This is a genomic window from Arthrobacter terricola, assembly GCF_004354015.1.
Lineage (GTDB): Bacteria > Actinomycetota > Actinomycetes > Actinomycetales > Micrococcaceae > Arthrobacter > Arthrobacter terricola.
In genome coordinates this window covers 47,740-67,672 of the sequence record NZ_SMRU01000021.1, presented here as the reverse complement: position 1 = coordinate 67,672, position 19,933 = coordinate 47,740, and the positions used below count along the sequence as shown (strand labels likewise).

The window sequence follows — 19,933 nt, the reverse complement described above, 5'->3', positions numbered from 1 at the left end:
GCCAATCTCAGGCAAGCCAGGCGATAACGCACCGAGTACCCCGGGGACTGTGGTCGGCCCTTGGTCAGGTGCCGTTTGGCCGGAGCTGACTGCGGCTGGAAGATCTACTTCCTACTTCGACTCGGTCAGAATCACCTGCAGTCCATGGTCCGGATGATACGTCCAGGACGCAGACATCTTGTTCCAGGACGCCCTCTGCATGCCGTCCAAAGCGCGCGTTGCATTCATCTGGCTCACCACACTGTCCGGCACCTCAACAGCTTTGAGCTCGCACATAATTTCTGTGTACGTAAGGCCGATAACTTTGCCATAATCGGAAATGCTCTGATTCGTCGGCTCGCCCTTCATTGTTATCGTGTAACCGCCATCCCCGAGGATGGCGTAGTCGGCGAAGATGCTATTGTCCAGATGGCACGAGCGGAATGCTTGCTGGACCAGCGACTCGGCAGGCGCGGACGAGGTTGCGACCGACGGGGTAGGGGTTGAGGCATCAGCTGCTTTTGCGCCGCCGCAGCCTGCCAATGCCACCATCATCAGGGGGAGCGCCAATGTCCAACCCCTTGCCTGTATCCACTTCGCCCAGCGGTGGCGGTCCAGCACGATGGTGCGGCGCTGATTGGAACGGTTTGAGGCCATGATCCCCCCGAGTACGTCGACGTCGCATCAGCGTACGGACCTTGCCTGGAACAAAAATAGAGTGCCGAGTACGCCCTTGAGGTGAAGTGCCCCTTGAGATTTACCATTCGGTACGCAGACGGCGAGGTAGTTTTGCGTCGCCACCGTTACCGACCGCGGCACCGAGCGGCCGGCCCTTGGTCAGGTGCGGCTTGGCCGGTGCCGGGTGCGGGACGTTGACGCCGGCCCGGTCCATCGGGGAACCGATCAGGTGCGTGTGGTCGCCCTTGCGCATCCAGTGCGGGGTGGCGGCGAGCAGCCTGGAGTTCTCGAGGACGGCGGTCGCGTCGAAAGTGCACCAGGGCTCGAAGGCGTAGTCGGTGAGCATCCCACGGGTTGCCCACCGGTCCGGTCCGGTGGCGTCGTTGATGGCGAAGTCTGCCTTCAAGCTGAGGAATGCTTCGCTTATCAGGTGCCGGTCCGGGAACCATTCCTCCCAGTGGGCGATGCCGATTCGCGCGGCGGGGGAGTCCTGGCCGCGGCCGGGGAATTCCCTCAGGACCTTTGCAAGGGTCCGGTAGATCTCGTGGCGGGGGTCGGTACTGGTGCGACGGGAGCGGTCCGGGTGTGGGGCGGCGATGAACACGACGGTCAGGCCTGAGGTTTCCAGCGGTCGTTCGGCGATGACTTGGGCCCAGCGACGCACCTTGTTTTCGAAGGCAGGAGATGCGGTCGCTGTGAGCTCGAAGGCAATGCGCAACCCGTCGTTGCGGACGATGGTCCCGTCGGCGCGGCGACCATCGGGGCGGGCTATTTTCTTGCCCAGACCGGAGCCGGCGAGCAAGTCGACGGAGGACAGTTTCTCGCCCAGGACCGCACCTATGTCCAGGTACTCCGCGGCGCGCAGGCCAAACTCGGTCGAGAGGACGTTGTGCCTGTCGTACTGGCCGCCTGTGGACCACGGGTGACCGGCGGTCACACTGAGCCATTCCGGGCCGGTGAGTGTCGGCTCGATGACTTTGCCGAACGCCTCGGAGTTCGCGATGCGGAATACGACGCTGCTGTTCATCCCCGGGTTGAGCCGCAGCTTGTTCGCGTAGGTGCCGACATCGATCAGGTCAAGGGAGAACGAGGCAGCCATCGAAGAGTAGTTGGGGTCCAGGAAATACCGGCACCCTGTGAGGGCTGCGAGTTGTTCCGCGGACACGGTGCGCCAGGAGTCCAGGACACCCCACGCAGCAAGGCGTTCTGTGCGTCCCCGGTTGGAGGTGGCGATGCGCAGTGCCTCGTCCTCGTTCAGGAGAAGCTTGGCGTTGACCGGGCTGAGCCCCTCCTTCTTGTGGTGCCTGGCCATCGGGCCGGTGACCCAGTTTGCCTGGGAACCCGGTGCCCAGAGCCGGTCCCAGTAAGGGTCGCGACGGTTGTGCATCGCTAGGTCATCGTCGGGGTTTGCCGAGGGCATCATCTCGGCGTGGATGCCGTCTTCGATGATGCGGCGTTCGGGCGCTACGGCTACCACGGATAAGCTCCTGCGGGTTCGTGGGTGTACCCCTGCGCGGTGGCGTAGGAGGACATATCGGCTTCGAAGTTGGGGAGTTTGACGATGAACGCGGACTGCCGACGCTGGTCCACTTCCGCCCGGACGACGACATGAAACGGTTCAATGTGCTGGATGTCTTCGGTTGTCCATTCACCGTTGGAGCCGACGTTCGCGGCGACCTCGGCTGCCGTGGCCACGTCGGTCTGGGCGAAGGAGATCAGCGTCGAGTAGGTGAGGAAGTTGTTCCGCAGCGCCGCGCCCAACTGCTCGGGCCGCTGGGTGGCGAGGATGGCGCGGATGCCGTAGGACCGGCCCTGGTCGCGGATCCAGGCGATGATTTCCGGGGAAGTGCCGGCGAGCAGGGAAAGCTCGTCGGCAAAGACGCTCACCGAGCGCCCGGCCTCCAGCCAGCCGGAGCAGGTGCGCTTGAGTGCGTTCTGCAGCGAGTACATCAGCAGCGAGGAAATCTGCTGGTTCTGCTCGTCATCGAGGAGGATGCCAGACGTGGAGGAGCCGGTGTTGATGACGACGGAGCGGTGGCCTTCGAGGACGTCGGTCCAGCTGACTTTCCGGCGCGACGGGCTCCACCAGTCCTCGAGAATCAGGAGCTGCTCGAACTTGTTCCGGGGCGGTTCCAGGAATGGCCGGCGGGCCGACTCGGTGCGGTCCTCGAACAGGGAGGAGATGGCGATGTACGCCTGCTCCAGGACCTCGTCAGGCTCGCCGCGTTCGCGCAGCTTGATGCTCAAGGCCTTGATGCCGGTGGCTAGCTGGACAGCGACCTTGTCGGACGTTCCGGCGAGGAGCTGGTACGCGTAGTAGAGCGGTGACATGCCGTGTTTGAGGATCCGGTCGTCGCGGTCCTCGATGGAATCCAGAACGCGGGCGTCCACGGACAGGGCTGCGGTGAGGACGGCGACGATCGTCGGAAACGACCGGACACCGATCGCCTCGGCACCGAACGTGTACTTCAGGGCGTTGGTGAAAAACACCGCCTTGGCCGCGTTGTCACCCGGGACGGAAAACAGATCGATCGCCGGCGACCGGGCGTCGGCGACGTCGATGGCAAGGATCTTGTCGCCGAGGGTGTGAGCCCACTGGATGTACTTGGCGACGCCGTCGCCCTTGGACTCGAATGCGATGAGGGTGTTGTTCGCACCGGGGTAGCCGGGCTTTCCGGAGGGGTTGACCCGTTCCAGGCAGTGCCAGCCGAACAGCGACCGGACCAGCAGACTTTTCCCACTGCCTGGTTTGCCCACGACAGCGCAGCCGTACAAGAGAGATGCCGCGGACAGGTGGGCTGATCCGTCATCGTTGCTGCCCAGCAGCGGGCCGATCTCCTGCAGCATCACCGGCGGTGTGGCGCGGGCCCGGGTCGCTGCGGCACCGGAGACGGCCCCGGCGTGCGGGGAGACCATGCCGACAACCACGTTGGGTCCGACCAGGAAGGTGTCCGGCGCCAGCGGGTAGTCGCCGTCTGAAGCCGTCACGAACTTTTCGAACGGGATCTTCTCACCGTTGACGTTACGGTGTCCGCGGATGGTCTGTTCTTTCCGCGGCGGCCGAGGGCGCCCGCGCCGTGCCGGGGGAGCAGCGAACGCCGGCTGGGCCAGGCAGTTGCGCAGCTTCGTGTCCGGGGAGGTGATGCGACCGGTCAGGGCGGCCAGGCCGAGCGCGGCGGCGACGCCGGAGAGCACAAGCAGGAGTGGAGTGGCCAGCGTGGGAACGTACTGGGCGTACTCGGCGGGGATCATCGGCAGACCGTACAAGGTGGCGGCGGCCAGCAGCAGTCCTGCGGGAAGCCCAAGGAACAGTGGGGACCGTGTCGGAGCGAACCGCACGCCGGAGTCCAGGTCGAAACCGGGCAGGCCGGCGGTGACCTGGGACAGCAGTGACGTCACTTCCTCCTTCGAGGATCCGCCCGCGGTGATGGAGACAACGACAGCGTTCGGGGACGTGGAGTGGTGCGTCGGGACCGTGGTGCCGAGCCGGTTGGCCAGCCACGGCGTGTAGAACTTCCGCTCCCTGTTGGTTGGCTTGCGCATCGTCACGGCCACCCAGGAACCTTCGGGCATGGCGTTGGCCAGCAGCCGGGGAAGTTCGGTCGGGTCGATGCCGGACTGGGTCTCCCGCAGCGCCGGGGAGGGCTTGTATTTCAGCTTTCCGATCGCCGGGGTGTCGCCCAGTTCCTCGGGCATCTGAGCCTCTTCGGCGCGGGCGCCGACGGTGTGCGCCAGGTGCAGCGGGGCGTTGGTTCCGAGCGCGGCGGCCGGAAGAATGAGGTAGCCGTTCAGCCCCGTCTTCTCGCGGCGGGTCAGAAGGGTGGCCTGGCCGGTGTTGGTCGCGGCGGACGCGAAAGTCCCGGCCCGCTGTGTGAAGGTTGTGGGGTTTGTGTCGATGCCGCCGGCTCGCGCCAACCGGAAAATACGCTGCTCCATACCCTGGAACATGCGTAGATTGCCGGGTGGAGGCCCGGCAGACCCGGCTAGGCGGATTCGGGGCTTTTTACCGACTTTGACTCGCTGTAGAAATCCCCGAATCGCCCCACGCGGCGGGAGGAACCCCGCGCCCGCTTCTGGCCTGTAAAACGTGTGTACGGCTGCGAACATGTCTGACCGTCATGCGCAAGCGTTCTGGTGTCTTCACGACGGACCAGAAGCTCTATTGCCTCTACTTCATCTGTGTGCGGCTTCTTCGGAGTAGTGACGGCCTTTGACCGAACTTTTCCCAAAAACTTTTGGGGTAATCCTGTGCCGCCGTGTCCTCGCCGGTGTGTCGCCTGCAGCGGGCCTTTAACACGCCTGCGGCGGGCAGTGGGTGCCTCGTGGGTGTGGCTTGTTGGTTCGTCAGTTGGTGTTGACGGGGTTTGGCCTGCGGCCGGCGGGTGGGTGCCTGGTGCACATTGGGGGTGGGTGGAGGTTGTCGGCGTGGTGGGGGCTTCGCCCCGGTGGTGTGGGTGGCTGGTTTTCGGTCTTGTCTGACCTGGTGGGCTGCCTGCGGCGCGGGAAGTGGGGTCGTGACGATGTTCTTGTTGGTGCAGCGGGGCGCTGGACGTATTGCTTCGCAATGGTGGATGGCCGTGGACGATTTGTCACGTAGGTGCGGGTGTCTGCCGTGGCGTCCGCCGGCACATAGCCACGGGCACCATGTCGTTCACCTGACCGTCATCGGTCCGACAACATGACGGGGGCGCAGCCACTGGGAACTTGCAGTGAACCGCAGAGGAAACCACGACGCACACCGCCCGCCGCAGGCGCACGCAACGCCGGAACAAGAACACGAGGAGGAACCACCGGCCCGGGGCGAAGCCCCGCGGGAAACACATCGTTGACCGGGCAGGACAACGAATCGAAAAGCGGAGGGCGCAGCCCCCGGAAACATCACGATGACGCAATGACAAGAACGGACGCCGGCGAAGCACACCGCGCCGCAGGTGCAGAAGCCGGTGGCGCAGCCACAGACAGACAAACACTTCGTAAACCAGCACGCCCAACGAACCGTGCACCAGACCGCCCGCGGCAGGCGACACCAACGCTGAACCAACAAACCAATGGAGGAACCACCCGCGCCCAGGGCGGAGCCCTGAGAAAAACACAACGCCCAGCAGACCGGTGAACAGGTGACACAGGAACAGGACCGCGCAGCGAAACGGGGGCGGAGGCGAAGCGCAGCGGAGACGAAGACCCCGGAGAGCGGGAAGAACAAGGCCCGGCCGCGCACGGCCAGAGCCCCGGACAGAACACCGCGGCGGGAAACGAGAGGAGGACAACACGGGCCGCGCGCAGCGCGGACGCGAAGCGCAGCAAAGCACGAACAACAAACAGACAGCCGCGGCGAAAAGCGTGCCGCGGAGCTCACGGACGCCAGGCCGGGGGCTCGGGCCGCCAGGCCCGGGAAACACAAAGAAGAACCACAACGCGGAGAACACAACGATAGACGGGACGATGGACGAACCGGATCACACCAAGGGACGAGGGGCGAAGCCCCGAGTCCTCTTAATATGGCGACCCTGCCGACAGTTCCGGAAAATTCTCGACGGCCCCGGGTCTGCGGCTACCGCCACTCCGACACACCGCACCACCTGCCGTCGGCGCGGGAGGGGTTCGGCGGTTGGTGGCTATCGCCCGGCGGGGGCGGCGGCATCGAGGGGTGCTTTGGCCTGGGCGATTCGCCTCGCGTGCTTCGCGCGACGCCTGTCCTTGCTTGCGGTTCGGTCCGGTGCCGTCACACATCTGATGATCGCATGACGCAGTGGCCTCAGGCGGCCGTACCTGGCCCCACCTTCTGGTTGCGTGTAGTGGAGAACTCCTCCGCTGCCGCAATGGACTGCTGCTCCCTTGTTCTAGTCAGCAAGGATGGAGATCGCAATGGCGCGGCTTGTGACTGGAGCCTAGATCGAGGGCCGTGTAATAGACGGAGACATTCTGTGCATGGCATGTCTCCGGGCGGTCCACGAGTGACCTATTTCAGTTTGGTCCCCGGCGTGGCCCACCGCCGACCAAACCCGTAGGGACAGGATGAACCGCTTTCATGGACCACTGGCAGGACCAGGATGGACCGCTGGAAGGACCAGGGATGGACCGGTGGAAGGACCAGGGATGGACCGCTGGAAGGACCAGGATGGACCGGTGGAAGGACCAGGATGGACCGCTGGAAGGACCAGGGATGGACCGCTGGAAGGACCAGGGATGGACCGCTGGAAGGACCAAGGATGGACCCGCTGGAGGGACCAAGGATGGACCCGCTGGAGGGACCAAGGATGGACCGCTTTCATGGACCGCTGAAAGGACCAGTGTTTGGACCAGCGCAGACCTCGCTGAGGGACCGTTGACCCCCGGGTAATCACCGGCGCTATAGACCATATGAAGTATCAAGCGCTGAAGATCAGCCGCGTCCGGAAGGCGGAGTGAACGCCGGTTCGGCGTCGTGCTTCCATCCGTTGTCGTGGCAGTCTCGAGTAGCAAGACAACCGACGTCATTTGCTTTAGGGCTGGTGTCTTGCGCACTCTCATTTTGCGAGGGGCCACGTCATGGTCGTCGGTGACCCAAGGCGGCTCTCAAGTTCCTGCAACTTATCACCGGTCAAGCGAAGCTGGCATCCGCATCATCACGCGCTCCTGCACTGGACCGCGGCAGAGTCTTTGGCCTCCACCGGCGTTTTTCATTTCGGATGTGACGCTCACGTCGGCGGACTCTCCTTTGGAGGGGCTGTGGCAGGGCGATGTTGGCCGGTTCCTACTCGGGCTTTTCCTTGGACAGGGCGATGATCCATTCCGCTGTCTGGTCACCCGTCAACCTATCGAGCGTTACCCTCGCCTTAGCGGCGGCAATCTGGACCCTTCGGTCTTTGGGGTCTACTGATGCTGGCCGCGTCGACGGTGCGACGTCCGAATCGACCTGAGTGCGCTTGCGGTCTCTTGCCAGACAACGAACGAGCATCCGGCCACCTCCTGCCAAGGGAAACCCGTATTCTCGTTCTCATTGTCCCGTGGCGTTCGGTGGTAGTCCAGAACGACCAAGTGCGAGTAATCCGCGGAATTGCTTATCCCGGCCTGCTTCCGGAGGTAACGAGGGTAACGGGTAACAGAGTTACCGTCGTTGGCCCGCGACGACCCTGAGCGGAATTGCGCTTGTCCGACGATCACGGTCTGCCTATTAGGCTGCTGCTCATGGCAAACTGGTCGACGCTATTCCGTTCCATCGAATTGTGCAGTGTGCCGCCGATGCGCTCGACAGTGCGGGCAACCGGCAACCCCAAGTTCTCACACCACAACCATTCCGTCTCTGGCGACCAGCGGTCCATCGCTGCACTTGAGAGGCATAGGGAGGCTGAAGCCGGTCCCAGACGTTCCTCCTAGGCGGCTTTTGGGTCGTTGCAGCCCGTATCATTCCGACTTCTGGCTCGTTCTTGCGTGCGACTCATCGCGCGGCCGGGGCAAATCCGTGAACGGCTGCGGCTACGTCCTGGCGTACTCCAATGGGGCAGACCCGATCCTGGGCGCCTGCACATCCGTCAGCACGCACGGCGGCATCCGAGCCGGGGAACTGGCGGCCATCCGCCGCGGACTCCAGTGCACCGTCGGGCACCACCCGGTGCTGCGCGAAGGCGTCGGAGATCTGAAGGTCCTCACCGACTCCAGAGCGGCGCTGGAGGTCTTGGAGCGCGTCTCCACCGGCACCCTGCAACCCTTCGATGACACCGACTCGGTCGCCGAATGCAAGCGGATCCTGGGCTCGGCCCGGGGCGTAAAAATCTCCTATGAATGGGGCCGTGGCCACAACGGGCACCCGCTGAACGAACTCGCCGACCGCCTCGCGGTGTTGGCACGTCGGAACCGGGAAATCGGTGTCGACGAAATGACCAACGCCGGATGATCGCCTCGATCCGACAAGAAGCCAAGAGCTTCAACATGGCGTGCTGGTCTGATTGTCAGAAATTTGCAGCATGACCCGGGAGCGTGAACGACACGCCGCCGGTACCCGGTGAACTTGATGGTGCTCCAGACAGCCCCTGAGGGGGCTGAAACAATGAGGAGCCCGGTGGGGAATGGTTGCAATCATGAACGCCCTTCTCCGGCCGTGACGAGCGCTGATCGAAGATCAATCGCATGTTTGCCGGTGAACCGGACCTTTACCTGATTGCCGTTGAGTATCAAGGGAATCTCTACATTTCCCTGGCCTTCTGCGACCTCCAGATTCGCCAACGTCTCGAGAATGGCGTCGTTCCTGGTTTCACGCGTGTATTTGTAGAGGGCCGCGCAGAGTGGGCACAATGCAACAGCGTTGGCTGTGTGCATTTGCTTGCGCGCGTCTACGAAGCGGACTGATTCGAAGTACCACTGGCCATCCACCTTGAACGGGAGCGGCTTATGGCAAGCCTGGCAAAACATCTCACCGTCATCCGCCGTGTATTGTCCGCGGAGATAGCCTCTGGATTCGGCAACGGCCTGGCTCTGCCCGTCGACGACGCTTCGCAGCCGTGACTCTGTCCGGTACTCCGGGGCAACGATTGCGTCCTGGGAGGCCAACGCTGATCTTCTTTTGGGGTCTGCGGAGGCTGACTCCGGGAAACGGCGGGGAGTCGTGTGCTCACGGATGAGGGTCCGGAGTTCGGAGGTGGTCAGCCCTGCGTCTTTGGCCTCTCGCAGGACATCGATGCCGTCATCCTCGAGGCCTTCGTCCCGGAGGAAGTCGCTGACACCATCTGCCTTTTGTCGGCGTTGGGCCGCGTCGGCACCGAATTCGAGCTTGTGCACAAGCGAACCTGCGTTGGGTCGTTCCCAATCGTCAGGCAGGTCGTCGGCCGTCACCTCTCTGGGCAGACGCAAGTCGCCGTTCCTATCGAGCACCCACGCCTCGGCTGTGAGTTCCTGCGCCAACTGGGAGGCGAAAGTGTAGCGGTGCGAGCTGTTGTTCGCCCGGTATAGCGCTCCGGCCTTCTCTGCTGGGGCCTGCACGACGGTACGCCATAGAGTATGCATCAAGTCGTGGTCTCCTGACCGGATGATCTTGTCGAGGTCCTTGATCTCCCAATCGACCTTTTCGGTGTAGGCGCTGTGGCGGTTCTTGACCCACCATTCTTGTCTCAGCAGAGGGTTTCGAAGCACGTCGCCGTGGGTGATTTCGATGCTCACGATGGAACCTGCAAGTTTGAGGAAATCCTCGAACCCGTTGATGTCCAGGTAGTAACCGGCCACCGGGTACGGCTGGCGGTAGTGGACAGGTTGTCCGGTGGGTTGGTACAGGTGGACCCAAGGGTACAGGGAGGAAAAACCTGTTGCCCGATAAGGAAGGTCGAGGTAGCTCTCGCCCGGTGAGATCAACGCCTCTGAGCCGTCGGGTCGTAGCGAGAGGAGAAACGACACGTTTCGGAATAGACGTCTCGCAGCCTCCGGGTGGGCGAGGGCATACCGGACGAAGGCCCTGACGTCGCTGACGTGCTTTGTCATGTCTCCGTCGGGGACGGGGCGGCCCGGGACCTTGTAGGGGTCCAACCTGGCCTCGATCCGCGCTGATTCGTCCCAACGACGGACCCCCGCGGCCTTATAGAAGGCCTTCAGGTCGGCCGCGCGTGGGCCCTCATCGTCGTCGAAGTACGCTAGTTCCGCTCGAACTCGATTCAGGACTTTGTCGTTCCGGTCGGACGGGAGGTATGTGTCGGGCCCCTTCACATGCTCGCTCCTGCCCCGGCGGGCTGTCCGGATGAGCGGTATCGACTCCAAGGACCAGCTCAACTGTTGAAAAAATGGTGCTCGTCCAAGTAATTGGTAGAGGCCGGTGATCGCGTCGTCGCTCTTGACCGCCAGCCACTCGAGCCACTCAGAATCGTCGTGGTCAAACGGCTCGCGAGCTTCGCGCAGGACGGCGCCTAGCTGGGGCCAGCTGAACTCGATACTGTCGAGCCCTCCAAGGAATTTGCCGGCGCGTCCATCACGGTCGCGGATCCAGCGCGGGGTTTTCTCCGTTTTGATGTCGGCCATCCAACACAGGAACGGCAGGTCATCCTCAGCCAGACCGTTCCTGAATTCACTAGGGCTTGCGACAAGTGACCTCGCCGGGGCGTATCCACTCAAGCGCGCGGGGGTAATTTCAAGCTCGTTGAACGCATCAATGATTGCGTCCCGGATGAGGTTATACGGGCGGCCAACTGGATCGTCGTGGTTCGGTAGTGATTCAAGGAAGGCGTCATTAATCAGGCCCTGACTACACAGCCTCGGCAAGGCACCAACTATCAGTGCCCCGATGTCCTCGACAAGCCGGACGTTGTCGGGGTCATCGCGAACGCTGTCCCGGGCCACGGTAGAGGCAAAAGGCGCATGAATGTGGAACCGGAGGCCCGACGTTTCCTTCACAGCCGGGAAGTAGATGGATACATCGCCATGGTCCAGGGGGACGATGGACCATGGCCGCGCGCTTTTTGAAGGCTCCCCATCCTTCTGTTTCCCCCGCTTCAGCTTTCCCGGCTCTCCGAGTTCGAGTCGGAACGCCGCCGCTACGGAGAGTGGGGCATAGCTGTTGTGTTCGACATTGGTCGGGCCGACAAGGCGCAACCAGTGAGACTCGACGAAATCCTGGCCCTCGGACTTCTGGATCTTGATGACGTCGTCGTCCAGCTCCTGGCGCTCGATGATCCCAACGGTTCCATCGGGAAGCGCGTATGTCACCGTCCGGATGTGGCTGAGGAAGAGTAAGGTTTTCTCATCAAGCTCGGCAAGCCCCCGTGCGACCTCTGCAACGGCGACTCCGGCCGGCTTTTCCGGGCGATTGAACGGGAACCTGAAACTGGTCCAGCCAGCCAGGGCCTCGCCTGTGATCCTTTCGTTGACGAAGAGGTCTTCGATAGCAAACGAGTACGTCCCCGACCGGATCTCAGGGCGGCTCGTGTACGAGTAGACCGCCTTGAAGCCCACACCGAACTTGCCGATCTGGGTCGGGTCATCCTTCTTCGTCGAGTCACCGATGTTGGTAATCGAGTCAATGTCTTTCAGCGAGAACGCGCGTGAGCCGTCATGGCGTACTTCAAGACAAGATCCGTCCAACTCGAACTCGACAATGGTCGCTTTCGCGTCTTCGGCGTTCTGAAGCAACTCATAGATAAAGTGGGCATTGTCGGGATACAGCTCGGACAGCAGCCGGCGAATGCCTTCCTCGAAGCCCTTCTTCTTCTTGTGGGCCTCAACTATCGCACGACCGTTGGCGGCGATACTCTCAAACGTGAATTCAGGATTCACCAATGACCTCAACGATCCCGGAGCACAGGAGTGCGGCCGTGACGTCGCTGCGTTGGATGCTCATTTCGAGTTTCTTGCTCCGAGTCTCAAAGTCATCCTCAAGCGATCGAAGTTCGGATTCACGCATGCGGCGTATGTTTTCGTGAGATGCATTCCCGATCTGGTCCTCAAGGAGCTGAACCCGGGCGTGGTGGGTCGTGGAGAGGGACGCCAACTGGCTCTCGACATGCCCGCGTGTTCGATCGATGTGCGCCGCTCTCGAATCGGCCCATGCCATATAGTGCCGTTCGTCGACTTCGCTTGCATTGGGCCATTCCGTGGGTTCAGCTGAATCCGTGGCATCGACCAAGAGACGGCCCATCTCCTCGGAAAGGGTGGGATTGGTCGTGGACACTACCACCTCGAAGTCATCGCGCGCCCCTAGATAGGTCCAAGAATGAATCGAGATCGGGTAAAGACCAGAAGGAACCTGGGTCGAGCTCACCCTCAGAGCGACCGTTGTATCCGCGGCGAAGCCCTCCTGCTGGGCCGCGGCAGCCCGTACCAACTCGTGAACAGGCGACAGGAGTTCAACATCATCGTCGTCGGCCAGGTTGGGGTCGAAGGTGAGCTTCCTCGATTGATCCACTCCTCGGCCCAGCCACCTCTGCCACTGCGAGCTGCTCGCGGGCGCGACTGCCTGGGCATCTTCGTGCAGGGTTGAGCGGACGTCCTTGTTCGGGCGGAGCAGTGCGACGGGGCGTTCAAACAACGTGTCAGCACGGTCGTATCCGCACTCAAGAAGGTAGCGCTGCACCAGGCGGGTCAGCTGATCCGGCGCGAGCCAGGGGCTGGCGGCCTGCTCTACGCCCTCGGCGTCCAGCTTTTTCAGGGGGAGACCGAAAAGGGCGCTCTCGCGTTCCTCAAGTTCCTCCTGCTCCTGGACGCGGCCGATCTTATTGTCGGCGAGCTGCTGCAACCGAGCTTCTCGCTCACTGTCAGTGAGCCTGAGATCGTCGGCGATTTTGCGAATTTCCCGGGTGAGCTCACCGAGGATCGCTTCGCTGCCACCGAGTGCCCTTTGGAATACGCCGATCCTCTTGAGGCATCGCTCGATGATGATTGCATCAACGGTGCCGCTGACGATCAGGTTCTTGATCGCGATCGACTCGCTCTGCTGTCCGCGGCGGTCTATGCGGCCGATCCTTTGCTCGATGCGCATCGGATTCCAGGGGAGGTCGTAGTTCACGAGCGCGTCGCAGAACTGGTAGTCCAGCCCCTCCGTGCCGACCTCGGATGAAAGCAGTAAGTCGATGGCATCAGGGTCGCTCTTGTCCTTCGCGAACCGGGCCCGGAGCACACGTCGCTCCTCGTCGGGGACGCCCCCATGGACGAGACCCACTCGGGCGCCCCGGCCCATCAGATGACCGAGGAGGTAGCCGAGGGTGTGTCGGAAGGTGCTGAAGACGAGAAGCTTATTATTGGTCAGCAGCTTCTTTTCATCGACATAGCTGAGGAGACGTTCCAGCTTCGGGTCGTCAGTCAGGGCAGCGGCACGGTCCGCGATGTCCTTGATTTCGGCAACAAATGACCCCAGCGCAGACGAATCCAACTCGTCCACTTCAACATCGGCCTCACTCAGCTCCTCGGCGGTGAGCTTGCGCTGGAGGAGATCTTCGACGAAGGGCGCCAGCCCATTCAGGCAACTGGCAGCCTGGCGCTTCAGGGTCGAAAGCACGAAGTCCAGGGACTGACCATGACCTTTGCTTGTAGAAATCCGGCCGGCAAGGTCAAGCAGATCCTCATGAATCTCTGCTTGAGCGGGAGTGAAGTCGACTTCGAAAGTTTCGGATTTCCGTGTGGTGAAGGAACCTATGTCCCGGCGACGGGTGCGGTTGATGAGACCGGAGAACGTGTTGAGTGACTGTGCGAGTCGCAGAGCCTTCACCCGCTCGTGGTCCTGGACGCGCTCTTGGTCGAGGATGTCTCGGATCTCCTGTGTACGGGGGTTGGTGCGAAGGACCCGGCTGCCCCAAGGCGTCTCCAGTGCCCTCGTCAAGGCCTGCAGCGCAGTGGTCTGCCACGCCTCTCCCGCGATTCTGACCGCACTCTCGACATCGGCGAGGTGCGCGTTGGGCTCGCGCATGAGGTCGAACGTTTGGTTGTCGACGAATGTGTCGGGCCGGAGCAGGCGAAGGAGGGCGCGGAGATCCTCACTGCCTGTCTGGATGGGCGTCGCTGAGATGAGCACCGCGGCTTCTGCGGAATCTAGGAGGTGCTTGACTACGCGATGGCTCCAGGTGTCACTGTTTCGCACGTGGTGCGCCTCATCGACAATCACCAAGTCGAACTTGACTGGCGGTAGGAGTGAGACCAACCCTGGTCGGGGTCGGCGCAGTGTACTGTCCCCAAGAAGAAGTTTCTCGTCAAGTAATGAGTAGGGGAGTATCGCCTTCCGGTATCGTGAAGGCCAGTGGCCCTCGGCCCGTGTCTCGTCGATGCAATGGCGAAGTGTCGTGCTGTCGAGATGCGCGAAGTCCTCGTCAAACCGCTTCAACTCGCTCCGCCACTTGTTCTCCACGACCAGTGGTTTGGGGCAGATCACCAGGATCGAGTCGAGCCGTTGGCGGGCTTGTAGCTCTTTTATGATCAACCCCGCCTCGATCGTCTTGCCGACGCCGACGTCGTCGGCAACCAGAAGACGTGGCCGGTCGGCGTTGATCAATTTCATGACTGGGCGGTATTGGTAGGGTTCGTATTCGATGCGGCCGGTGTTGAGCGAGTAGAGCCTGCTCACGGAGGGGTGGAGGACGTGGGCGGCTGTAAGCCGTGCGCTGAGCTCCTCGGCCCCGAGATGTTCACTCGATTTCGATTCGACAAGCTCGACCTGTGATTCGTAATAGGTCTGCATCGTCTGCCCATGGAACACGGTCAGACGGAGCTGTGAGCCCGATTTGTTGACTTGGGTGACCACACCAGTCAGTTCCGGCCGCGCCTTGACCCGGATCATTGCTCCCGGTGTGAAGCTGCTAGATGGTGATTCGAGGGCAGGCGCCACATCAGATCGCACCGGTGACGGTTGAGAGAGTCCCGCCAGCGCCGCCGACCTTGCACTGGCCAGCTGCTTGGCTTCTGAACTTCCAGGGTCAAGAGCATTGGCGAGGAGGGCGAGAGTATCGAGGTCGCGGTAGGTGCGATCCGCGCCCTGCTCGCGACCAGGAGCGTCGTGAGCCCAGCGGTTTCGAACGCTGGAAGCTTCCTTCAACCAGTTCCGGTCGTCCCACTTGACGATGTTTCTCCGTCTGAACAGGTCCCAGTTCTGGTCAGCGACCCGGAGGACAGCGGCAACATCGAGCTCGTCGAGACTCGACCACCCGTTCTCATCGACCATCGCTCGCTGCTGATACGTCAGCTTGTTTAGGACGCCTTTGTCCCACCATCCCGGCCCGAGTGTGGGGAGTTCTTTCTCCAGGAATCTGCGCAATAAGGCTGCAAGCGTCGTCAGGTGTTCACGCATGCCCTGCTCCCCAGACCGAAGTAGCGGAATACGGATTATCACCTGATTGATGTGGCGGTAGGTCGACATCTACAACACTCGGGACCTGCATTGCTCCCCCTTTCATGGCCGGTGCTCAACACGATACCTGCCGGGTCAGATCCGGGACTGCAATTGGGGAGGATTCGACCGACGGACGATGCTCCTACAGCGTCAAATCGAAAGATGACTCACGGCCGGATGAAACAATCCGGGTATGGATTCCACCCTTGAGGATGTGCCGCGCCGGCTTAAGCCAACCGTTGAAATGCTCTTTAAGAACTGTTTCAACGATCAACGTATACGGTCGGCTTGGCTTGAGGGCTCCTTGGCGCAGGGATCAGCAGATGACTGGAGTGACATAGACCTTCATTTAGTAGTGAGAGAGACGGAGAACTTTGCCGCCATCGACTGGCTCGAGTCGCAGGTGCATCTGGTCTTGGCAGATGCGATCCCTGGGCTTCCTAGTTCCTTTATCTGCCTCACTTCCAGTTGGATACACATCGATGTGAATGTTCATTCCTCGGAAACTCAGCTCACGTCGGGTGAATCACGCCGCGTGCTCCTTGCCCGGGATGCCCTGATTCAGGACATCATCAGCGCTCCCTCTCCTCGCGGCCAGGCGTTCTTTCCCGCTCAAGATGTCCAAATCTTCCTTTACTTTCTGGGTAAGACGATCGCGTCGGTCCACCGGGGTGATCTCATCGCTCTGTCGCAGACTACGGCGATGATGCGCGATCGTCTCTTGGTCAATTTGCTACTAGCTGAGAACGGGATTCAAAGTGGGACGCTTAATAAGCGGATAGGGCAACATCTAAGCGATGAACAGGTGCATTGCCTGCAGGAGATTCCAGTTTTTGGGTTCAGCGAACTCAGCATTCGAGATGCACAGCAGAAGCTGGCAGCTGTCTATTTGGCCCGAGCGCGCAAGCTTGCCGAAGAGTGTGGTGCTGCTTGGCCCATTGAGCTCGAACAGGCAACGAAAAACCTATGGCATCGTGAACTCATGATGAGTTGGTAACACCGTGCATCCACGGACAGTGGCGGTCCTTTTCGTGGACACCGGTGGACGGGATCGCCTTCCGCCACGATCTTCTCGACGCTGACGACACGAAATCCTTTTCAGCCCTCCGGGGTAGGCGCCGGAACATCGAGGCTGTCCCGTGCCCCTCCTGACGTCGGCCGACCTGTCTGTTAAGCTCTGCAACCAAGCGACAACCGGGAAGGGCATACAGATGGGTGCATGGGGCTTCTTGCCGTTCGAGAATGACGACGCGATGGACTGGCTGGACGAACTCGATGACGGCGGTGCTGAGATCGTCCGCACTGCGTTGGAGGTCGCCGACACCGACTATCTGGAGGCATCCGATGGCAGCACAGCCGTTGCCGCCGCGGAGATCATCTCCACGTCCCGGGGAAACCCTCCCGGCGATGTGCCGGAAAACGTCACGTCCTGGGTGGCCGCCCACGGCGCGGAACTTGGCCCGGAAGACGTGGAGCTTGCGCTGCAGGCCGTGGAGCGGGTGGCCGGCGACGAATCCGAACTGGCCGAACTTTGGGATGACGCCGACGAACCCGAATGGCGCGAATCCCTCGACGACCTGGCGGAACGATTGCGCGACGCCCTCCGGTAAACCTCTTTGCCGGGGCGATGGTCACCGTAAAGCTGCAGGGTCGGCGGGTTCAGCCCGGAGTTGCTGTTGCGGCGCTTCTTTATAGAAGTTGGCGTTGAAGACGCAACTTGCAGCGCCCTCGGTCCACACAATCCGCGCGGGTTTGTCCGCGCTTCGGTGGACATTTCGAACGATCACAGAAGCATGCCCTTCAGCTGGCCATTGGTGCCGGATAGCATCCAGCTTGGAGCACGTCCCAGCCAGCGGTCGGTCTCCTCAGGACAGTTAGCGACAGTTTCTTGTCGCCTGCCCAGATCCAGATCTGGAAGCGGGGGAGTCCTGGTTCATAGGTACGCATGAGTTGGGTGCGCCGCATCCGGCTAGCGAGAAAATAAGGAGAACAAAGATGACATGCAACAAGTGCTACAGCAGCCTGTCTGTCTGTCGTGACTGCGACGGTCAGACCAGGAAGAGCATTCTGGGCGACACTCTGACCTGCAGCACCTGCCGCTCAACCGGCTACCTGTGCCCCACCCACGACGGACACTGGCAGTAGAGGCCATGCAGCAGGAGGAATGCCCTTGTGGCCCTGAGCAGCACTTGGGGATTCCTCCTGCAGCACCACGTCGACGCCCTGTGCCTCCGAAAGCCGTATTGACGTGAACCACGCAATCGCTGGCGGCTGTAGAACGTAAGGTGCCGTGGGTTATTGGCTGAAGGACCAACGACGGTAAACCTCTCCGTGCAAACGACTTCGGCAGCCGCGTGCTGATTCGACTGGCTTCCCGTTGCAGGTTCGGGTCTGAGTCGCTCAGCTCCTGGATCCAGAGGATCGCCCGGTCAGCGACAGCGCGCCAGCTTTGACAGCCGTCGGGTTCAACTCCGAAATGGTCAATCATCTTGTCCAGTACGAGCTTGCATGAAGAAAAGAGCATGCCCGAGTAGGGGAGAAGGACGCTGCGCCGTCGGACAAATTGCAGCCCAGATTGAGAGAAAAGTTCAGGAAGCCCCCATCGCCTGGGACAGTTTTGCAGCGTCTACGGCAATGTCGGGTACGTTCGAGGATACGGAATGCGCGACCAGGACGATGTTCCCTTTACGGATCAGAAGGCCCGTCACCTTTCCTACACTCCATGTGATCGTCCCCTGTGTGGCGTACGGCCCTTTGACCCAGGTGACCCGGCTCGCAGATCCCTTGTAGGTCGTCTCAACGCTGTGGCACGTGTTGAGTGCTCCGGTGACCGCGTTGAAGTAATCCGTTGCCTTCTGCTCGGTAGCGAACAATCGTGTGCCTCCGAGGTAGTCAGAAAGTCCGGGGGAGGGATTGAACCGGGTGACGGGGAGGGGCGTGAAGGAGAATTGAAGTTACCGCTGAAGCCGGGATCGCTGCTGCCCAGATCGTCCAGCGCATAGGGGGACGCGACATCCGGGCCTGCCAGGATGCTGCACGTCGAAGGCGCATAGACGGTGTTGTCTTTAATCTCGTGGAGGATCCCGTCGGGGCCCGACACCCCGCGGTCCGCCGAGCCTCCAATCGCCGTCCAAGACGTTTTAAGATCGTCCTTTCCCAAGGGGCCATAGCTTGTGCAGCCTGACAGGACGACGGCGAGTGTTACTGTTGCCGCTGTGGCCGCTGAAAGATGCGCTCCCAGTGCCCCGAGCTTTCGAGCCACTTCGGAAGGCCTAGAAGGCGCGGCGGCGGGGTGACGATGAGTGCCGAGAATTTCATTGTTGACTGCTGTCACGTTTTTTCCTGTCGGAGGGCTGTATACGATAACTGACTGGTCCGTCCCTTGGTCACTCGAAGGGTTGGTATTCCCAGTCAGGGGGGGCGAAATTGCGGAGAAAACGTCGTCTGGCTTAAAATAGCAGTTATGCAGTATTTGGCCGTTCAATGTAGTCATGGCGGTTAGCCGATACAGCGATGCAAAGCGCAAAAGAGCATGGGATTAGTGTCAGGACCCGGCCGGCATGGGGAGGGGTATGCCTTGACGTTGTTTGCCCGTTGAGTCGGTGACGGGAGTTCCGAAGGGGCCCTCGCCGAGGATAAAGGCGTTGATGTCCTTCAAGTTTCCGGACGGGTGGTTCGGTGTGTATACGCCACTTATTGCTATTGCAATGGGGACCGGCCCCCATTGGTTGCTGGATCCGTTCCATTTTGGATTCATCATGAATCCACCTGTTGTCAGGCCGTCGCATTCCCCACCGCTGCTGTACCCCGCCCCCATAACAGCGAAGTCTGTGTCTATCGAAGCGTCGGGTGAGGTGACTAGGTCACCCCCGGCTCCTGTGTTCCCAACCCATTGCCAGGTCGTCGGCTGCGGACTGAACCCATTGGAGTTGTTTTTGATCGTGAGCGTCCCAAAGACAAAGTAGGCGGTGTCAGTTCTGAATATGTAATTCGTGACCATGTCGTTGCTCGGGTTCACGTCAATGCACGGGTCTGCGCCGGTCCCTCCCACAGCCGCCCACCCCGCGTCCAAGGCGGAACGGTCACTGCCTCGATAACCGGGGTAGAGGGTGAGGGTGGCTTCTTGGGCGTATCCCTGGGAGTCCTTCACTATGACGGTGTAGCTGTTCCCCGATCCCAGCGTTAGGGGGGCCTGGGTTGCCGTGGGCGAAGGTTCATCGGGAGTGCTTGAGGTGGGCATGTCCGTCGGGTCCGAGGTGGTATTAGCGGTCGGGTTTGCTGGCGGCGCAGCGCTCGATGAGCCGGGGTTCGCGCAGCCGGACAGTAAGACCAGAACGGCTACAGCCGTAACGCCGCGCTGCGCTAGTTTTCGCTTCGAGCCTCGATTTTTTCCACAGTTGATGCCTAGAGGAGCGTTCTCTCCACGTTCGTCGGGACGGTGTTGAAGGCGCCTGGCTACCATTTCGTTTGCTTCCTCACTCATGTCGAAGGTCAAGTCCGTTCGGGCTC

General features: G+C 61.5%; 9 protein-coding genes. 3 read left to right on the top strand and 6 right to left on the bottom strand.

Going from position 1 to position 19,933, the window contains the following annotated elements:
- Positions 1 to 111: 111 nt before the first annotated feature.
- From E1809_RS17190 to E1809_RS17180, 3 genes are all read right to left on the bottom strand, one after another.
- The gene (locus E1809_RS17190) at positions 112 to 636 is read right to left on the bottom strand and encodes a hypothetical protein (RefSeq protein ID WP_133205465.1); all 525 of its coding nucleotides are present in this window, start codon (positions 634 to 636) and stop codon (positions 112 to 114) included.
- Positions 637 to 736: 100 nt separating this feature from the next.
- On the bottom strand, positions 737 to 2,134 hold the full coding sequence (locus tag E1809_RS17185; protein ID WP_133205464.1) for a hypothetical protein: 1,398 nt from the start codon (positions 2,132 to 2,134) through the stop codon (positions 737 to 739).
- Positions 2,128 to 4,593, bottom strand: coding sequence for a type IV secretory system conjugative DNA transfer family protein (locus tag E1809_RS17180; RefSeq protein WP_235835658.1), 2,466 nt, complete (start codon positions 4,591 to 4,593; stop codon positions 2,128 to 2,130). Before E1809_RS17180 ends, E1809_RS17185 begins: the two co-directional genes overlap by 7 nt.
- Positions 4,594 to 8,098: 3,505 nt before the next feature.
- On the opposite strand from E1809_RS17180, the gene E1809_RS26770 reads away from it, so the two are divergent.
- Complete coding sequence (locus E1809_RS26770) at positions 8,099 to 8,530, top strand: RNase H family protein (RefSeq protein WP_165962362.1); 432 nt, start codon at positions 8,099 to 8,101, stop codon at positions 8,528 to 8,530.
- Between the two features lie 182 nt (positions 8,531 to 8,712).
- Here the strand turns inward: E1809_RS26770 and E1809_RS17170 are convergent, their stop codons facing one another.
- Both E1809_RS17170 and E1809_RS17165 read right to left on the bottom strand, forming a co-directional pair.
- A complete protein-coding gene (locus E1809_RS17170) occupies positions 8,713 to 11,886 on the bottom strand; it encodes a sacsin N-terminal ATP-binding-like domain-containing protein (RefSeq protein ID WP_133205461.1) in 3,174 nt (1,057 codons plus the stop codon).
- Positions 11,876 to 15,451 (bottom strand): SNF2-related protein, encoded by a 3,576-nt coding sequence (locus tag E1809_RS17165; RefSeq protein ID WP_235835657.1) that lies wholly within the window; start codon positions 15,449 to 15,451, stop codon positions 11,876 to 11,878. The genes E1809_RS17170 and E1809_RS17165 overlap by 11 nt, the downstream gene beginning before the upstream one ends.
- Positions 15,452 to 15,617: 166 nt before the next feature.
- Between E1809_RS17165 and E1809_RS17160 the strand changes: the two genes are divergently transcribed.
- Entirely contained in the window at positions 15,618 to 16,421 is an 804-nt protein-coding gene (locus E1809_RS17160) for an aminoglycoside 6-adenylyltransferase (RefSeq protein ID WP_133205460.1), read from the top strand.
- A 214-nt stretch (positions 16,422 to 16,635) separates the two neighbouring features.
- A complete protein-coding gene (locus E1809_RS17155; RefSeq protein ID WP_133205459.1) occupies positions 16,636 to 17,034 on the top strand; it encodes a DUF4259 domain-containing protein in 399 nt (132 codons plus the stop codon).
- Positions 17,035 to 18,968: 1,934 nt separating this feature from the next.
- Here the strand turns inward: E1809_RS17155 and E1809_RS17150 are convergent.
- Positions 18,969 to 19,907 (bottom strand): hypothetical protein, encoded by a 939-nt coding sequence (locus E1809_RS17150; RefSeq protein ID WP_133205458.1) that lies wholly within the window; start codon positions 19,905 to 19,907, stop codon positions 18,969 to 18,971.
- Between the last annotated feature and the right edge of the window lie 26 nt (positions 19,908 to 19,933).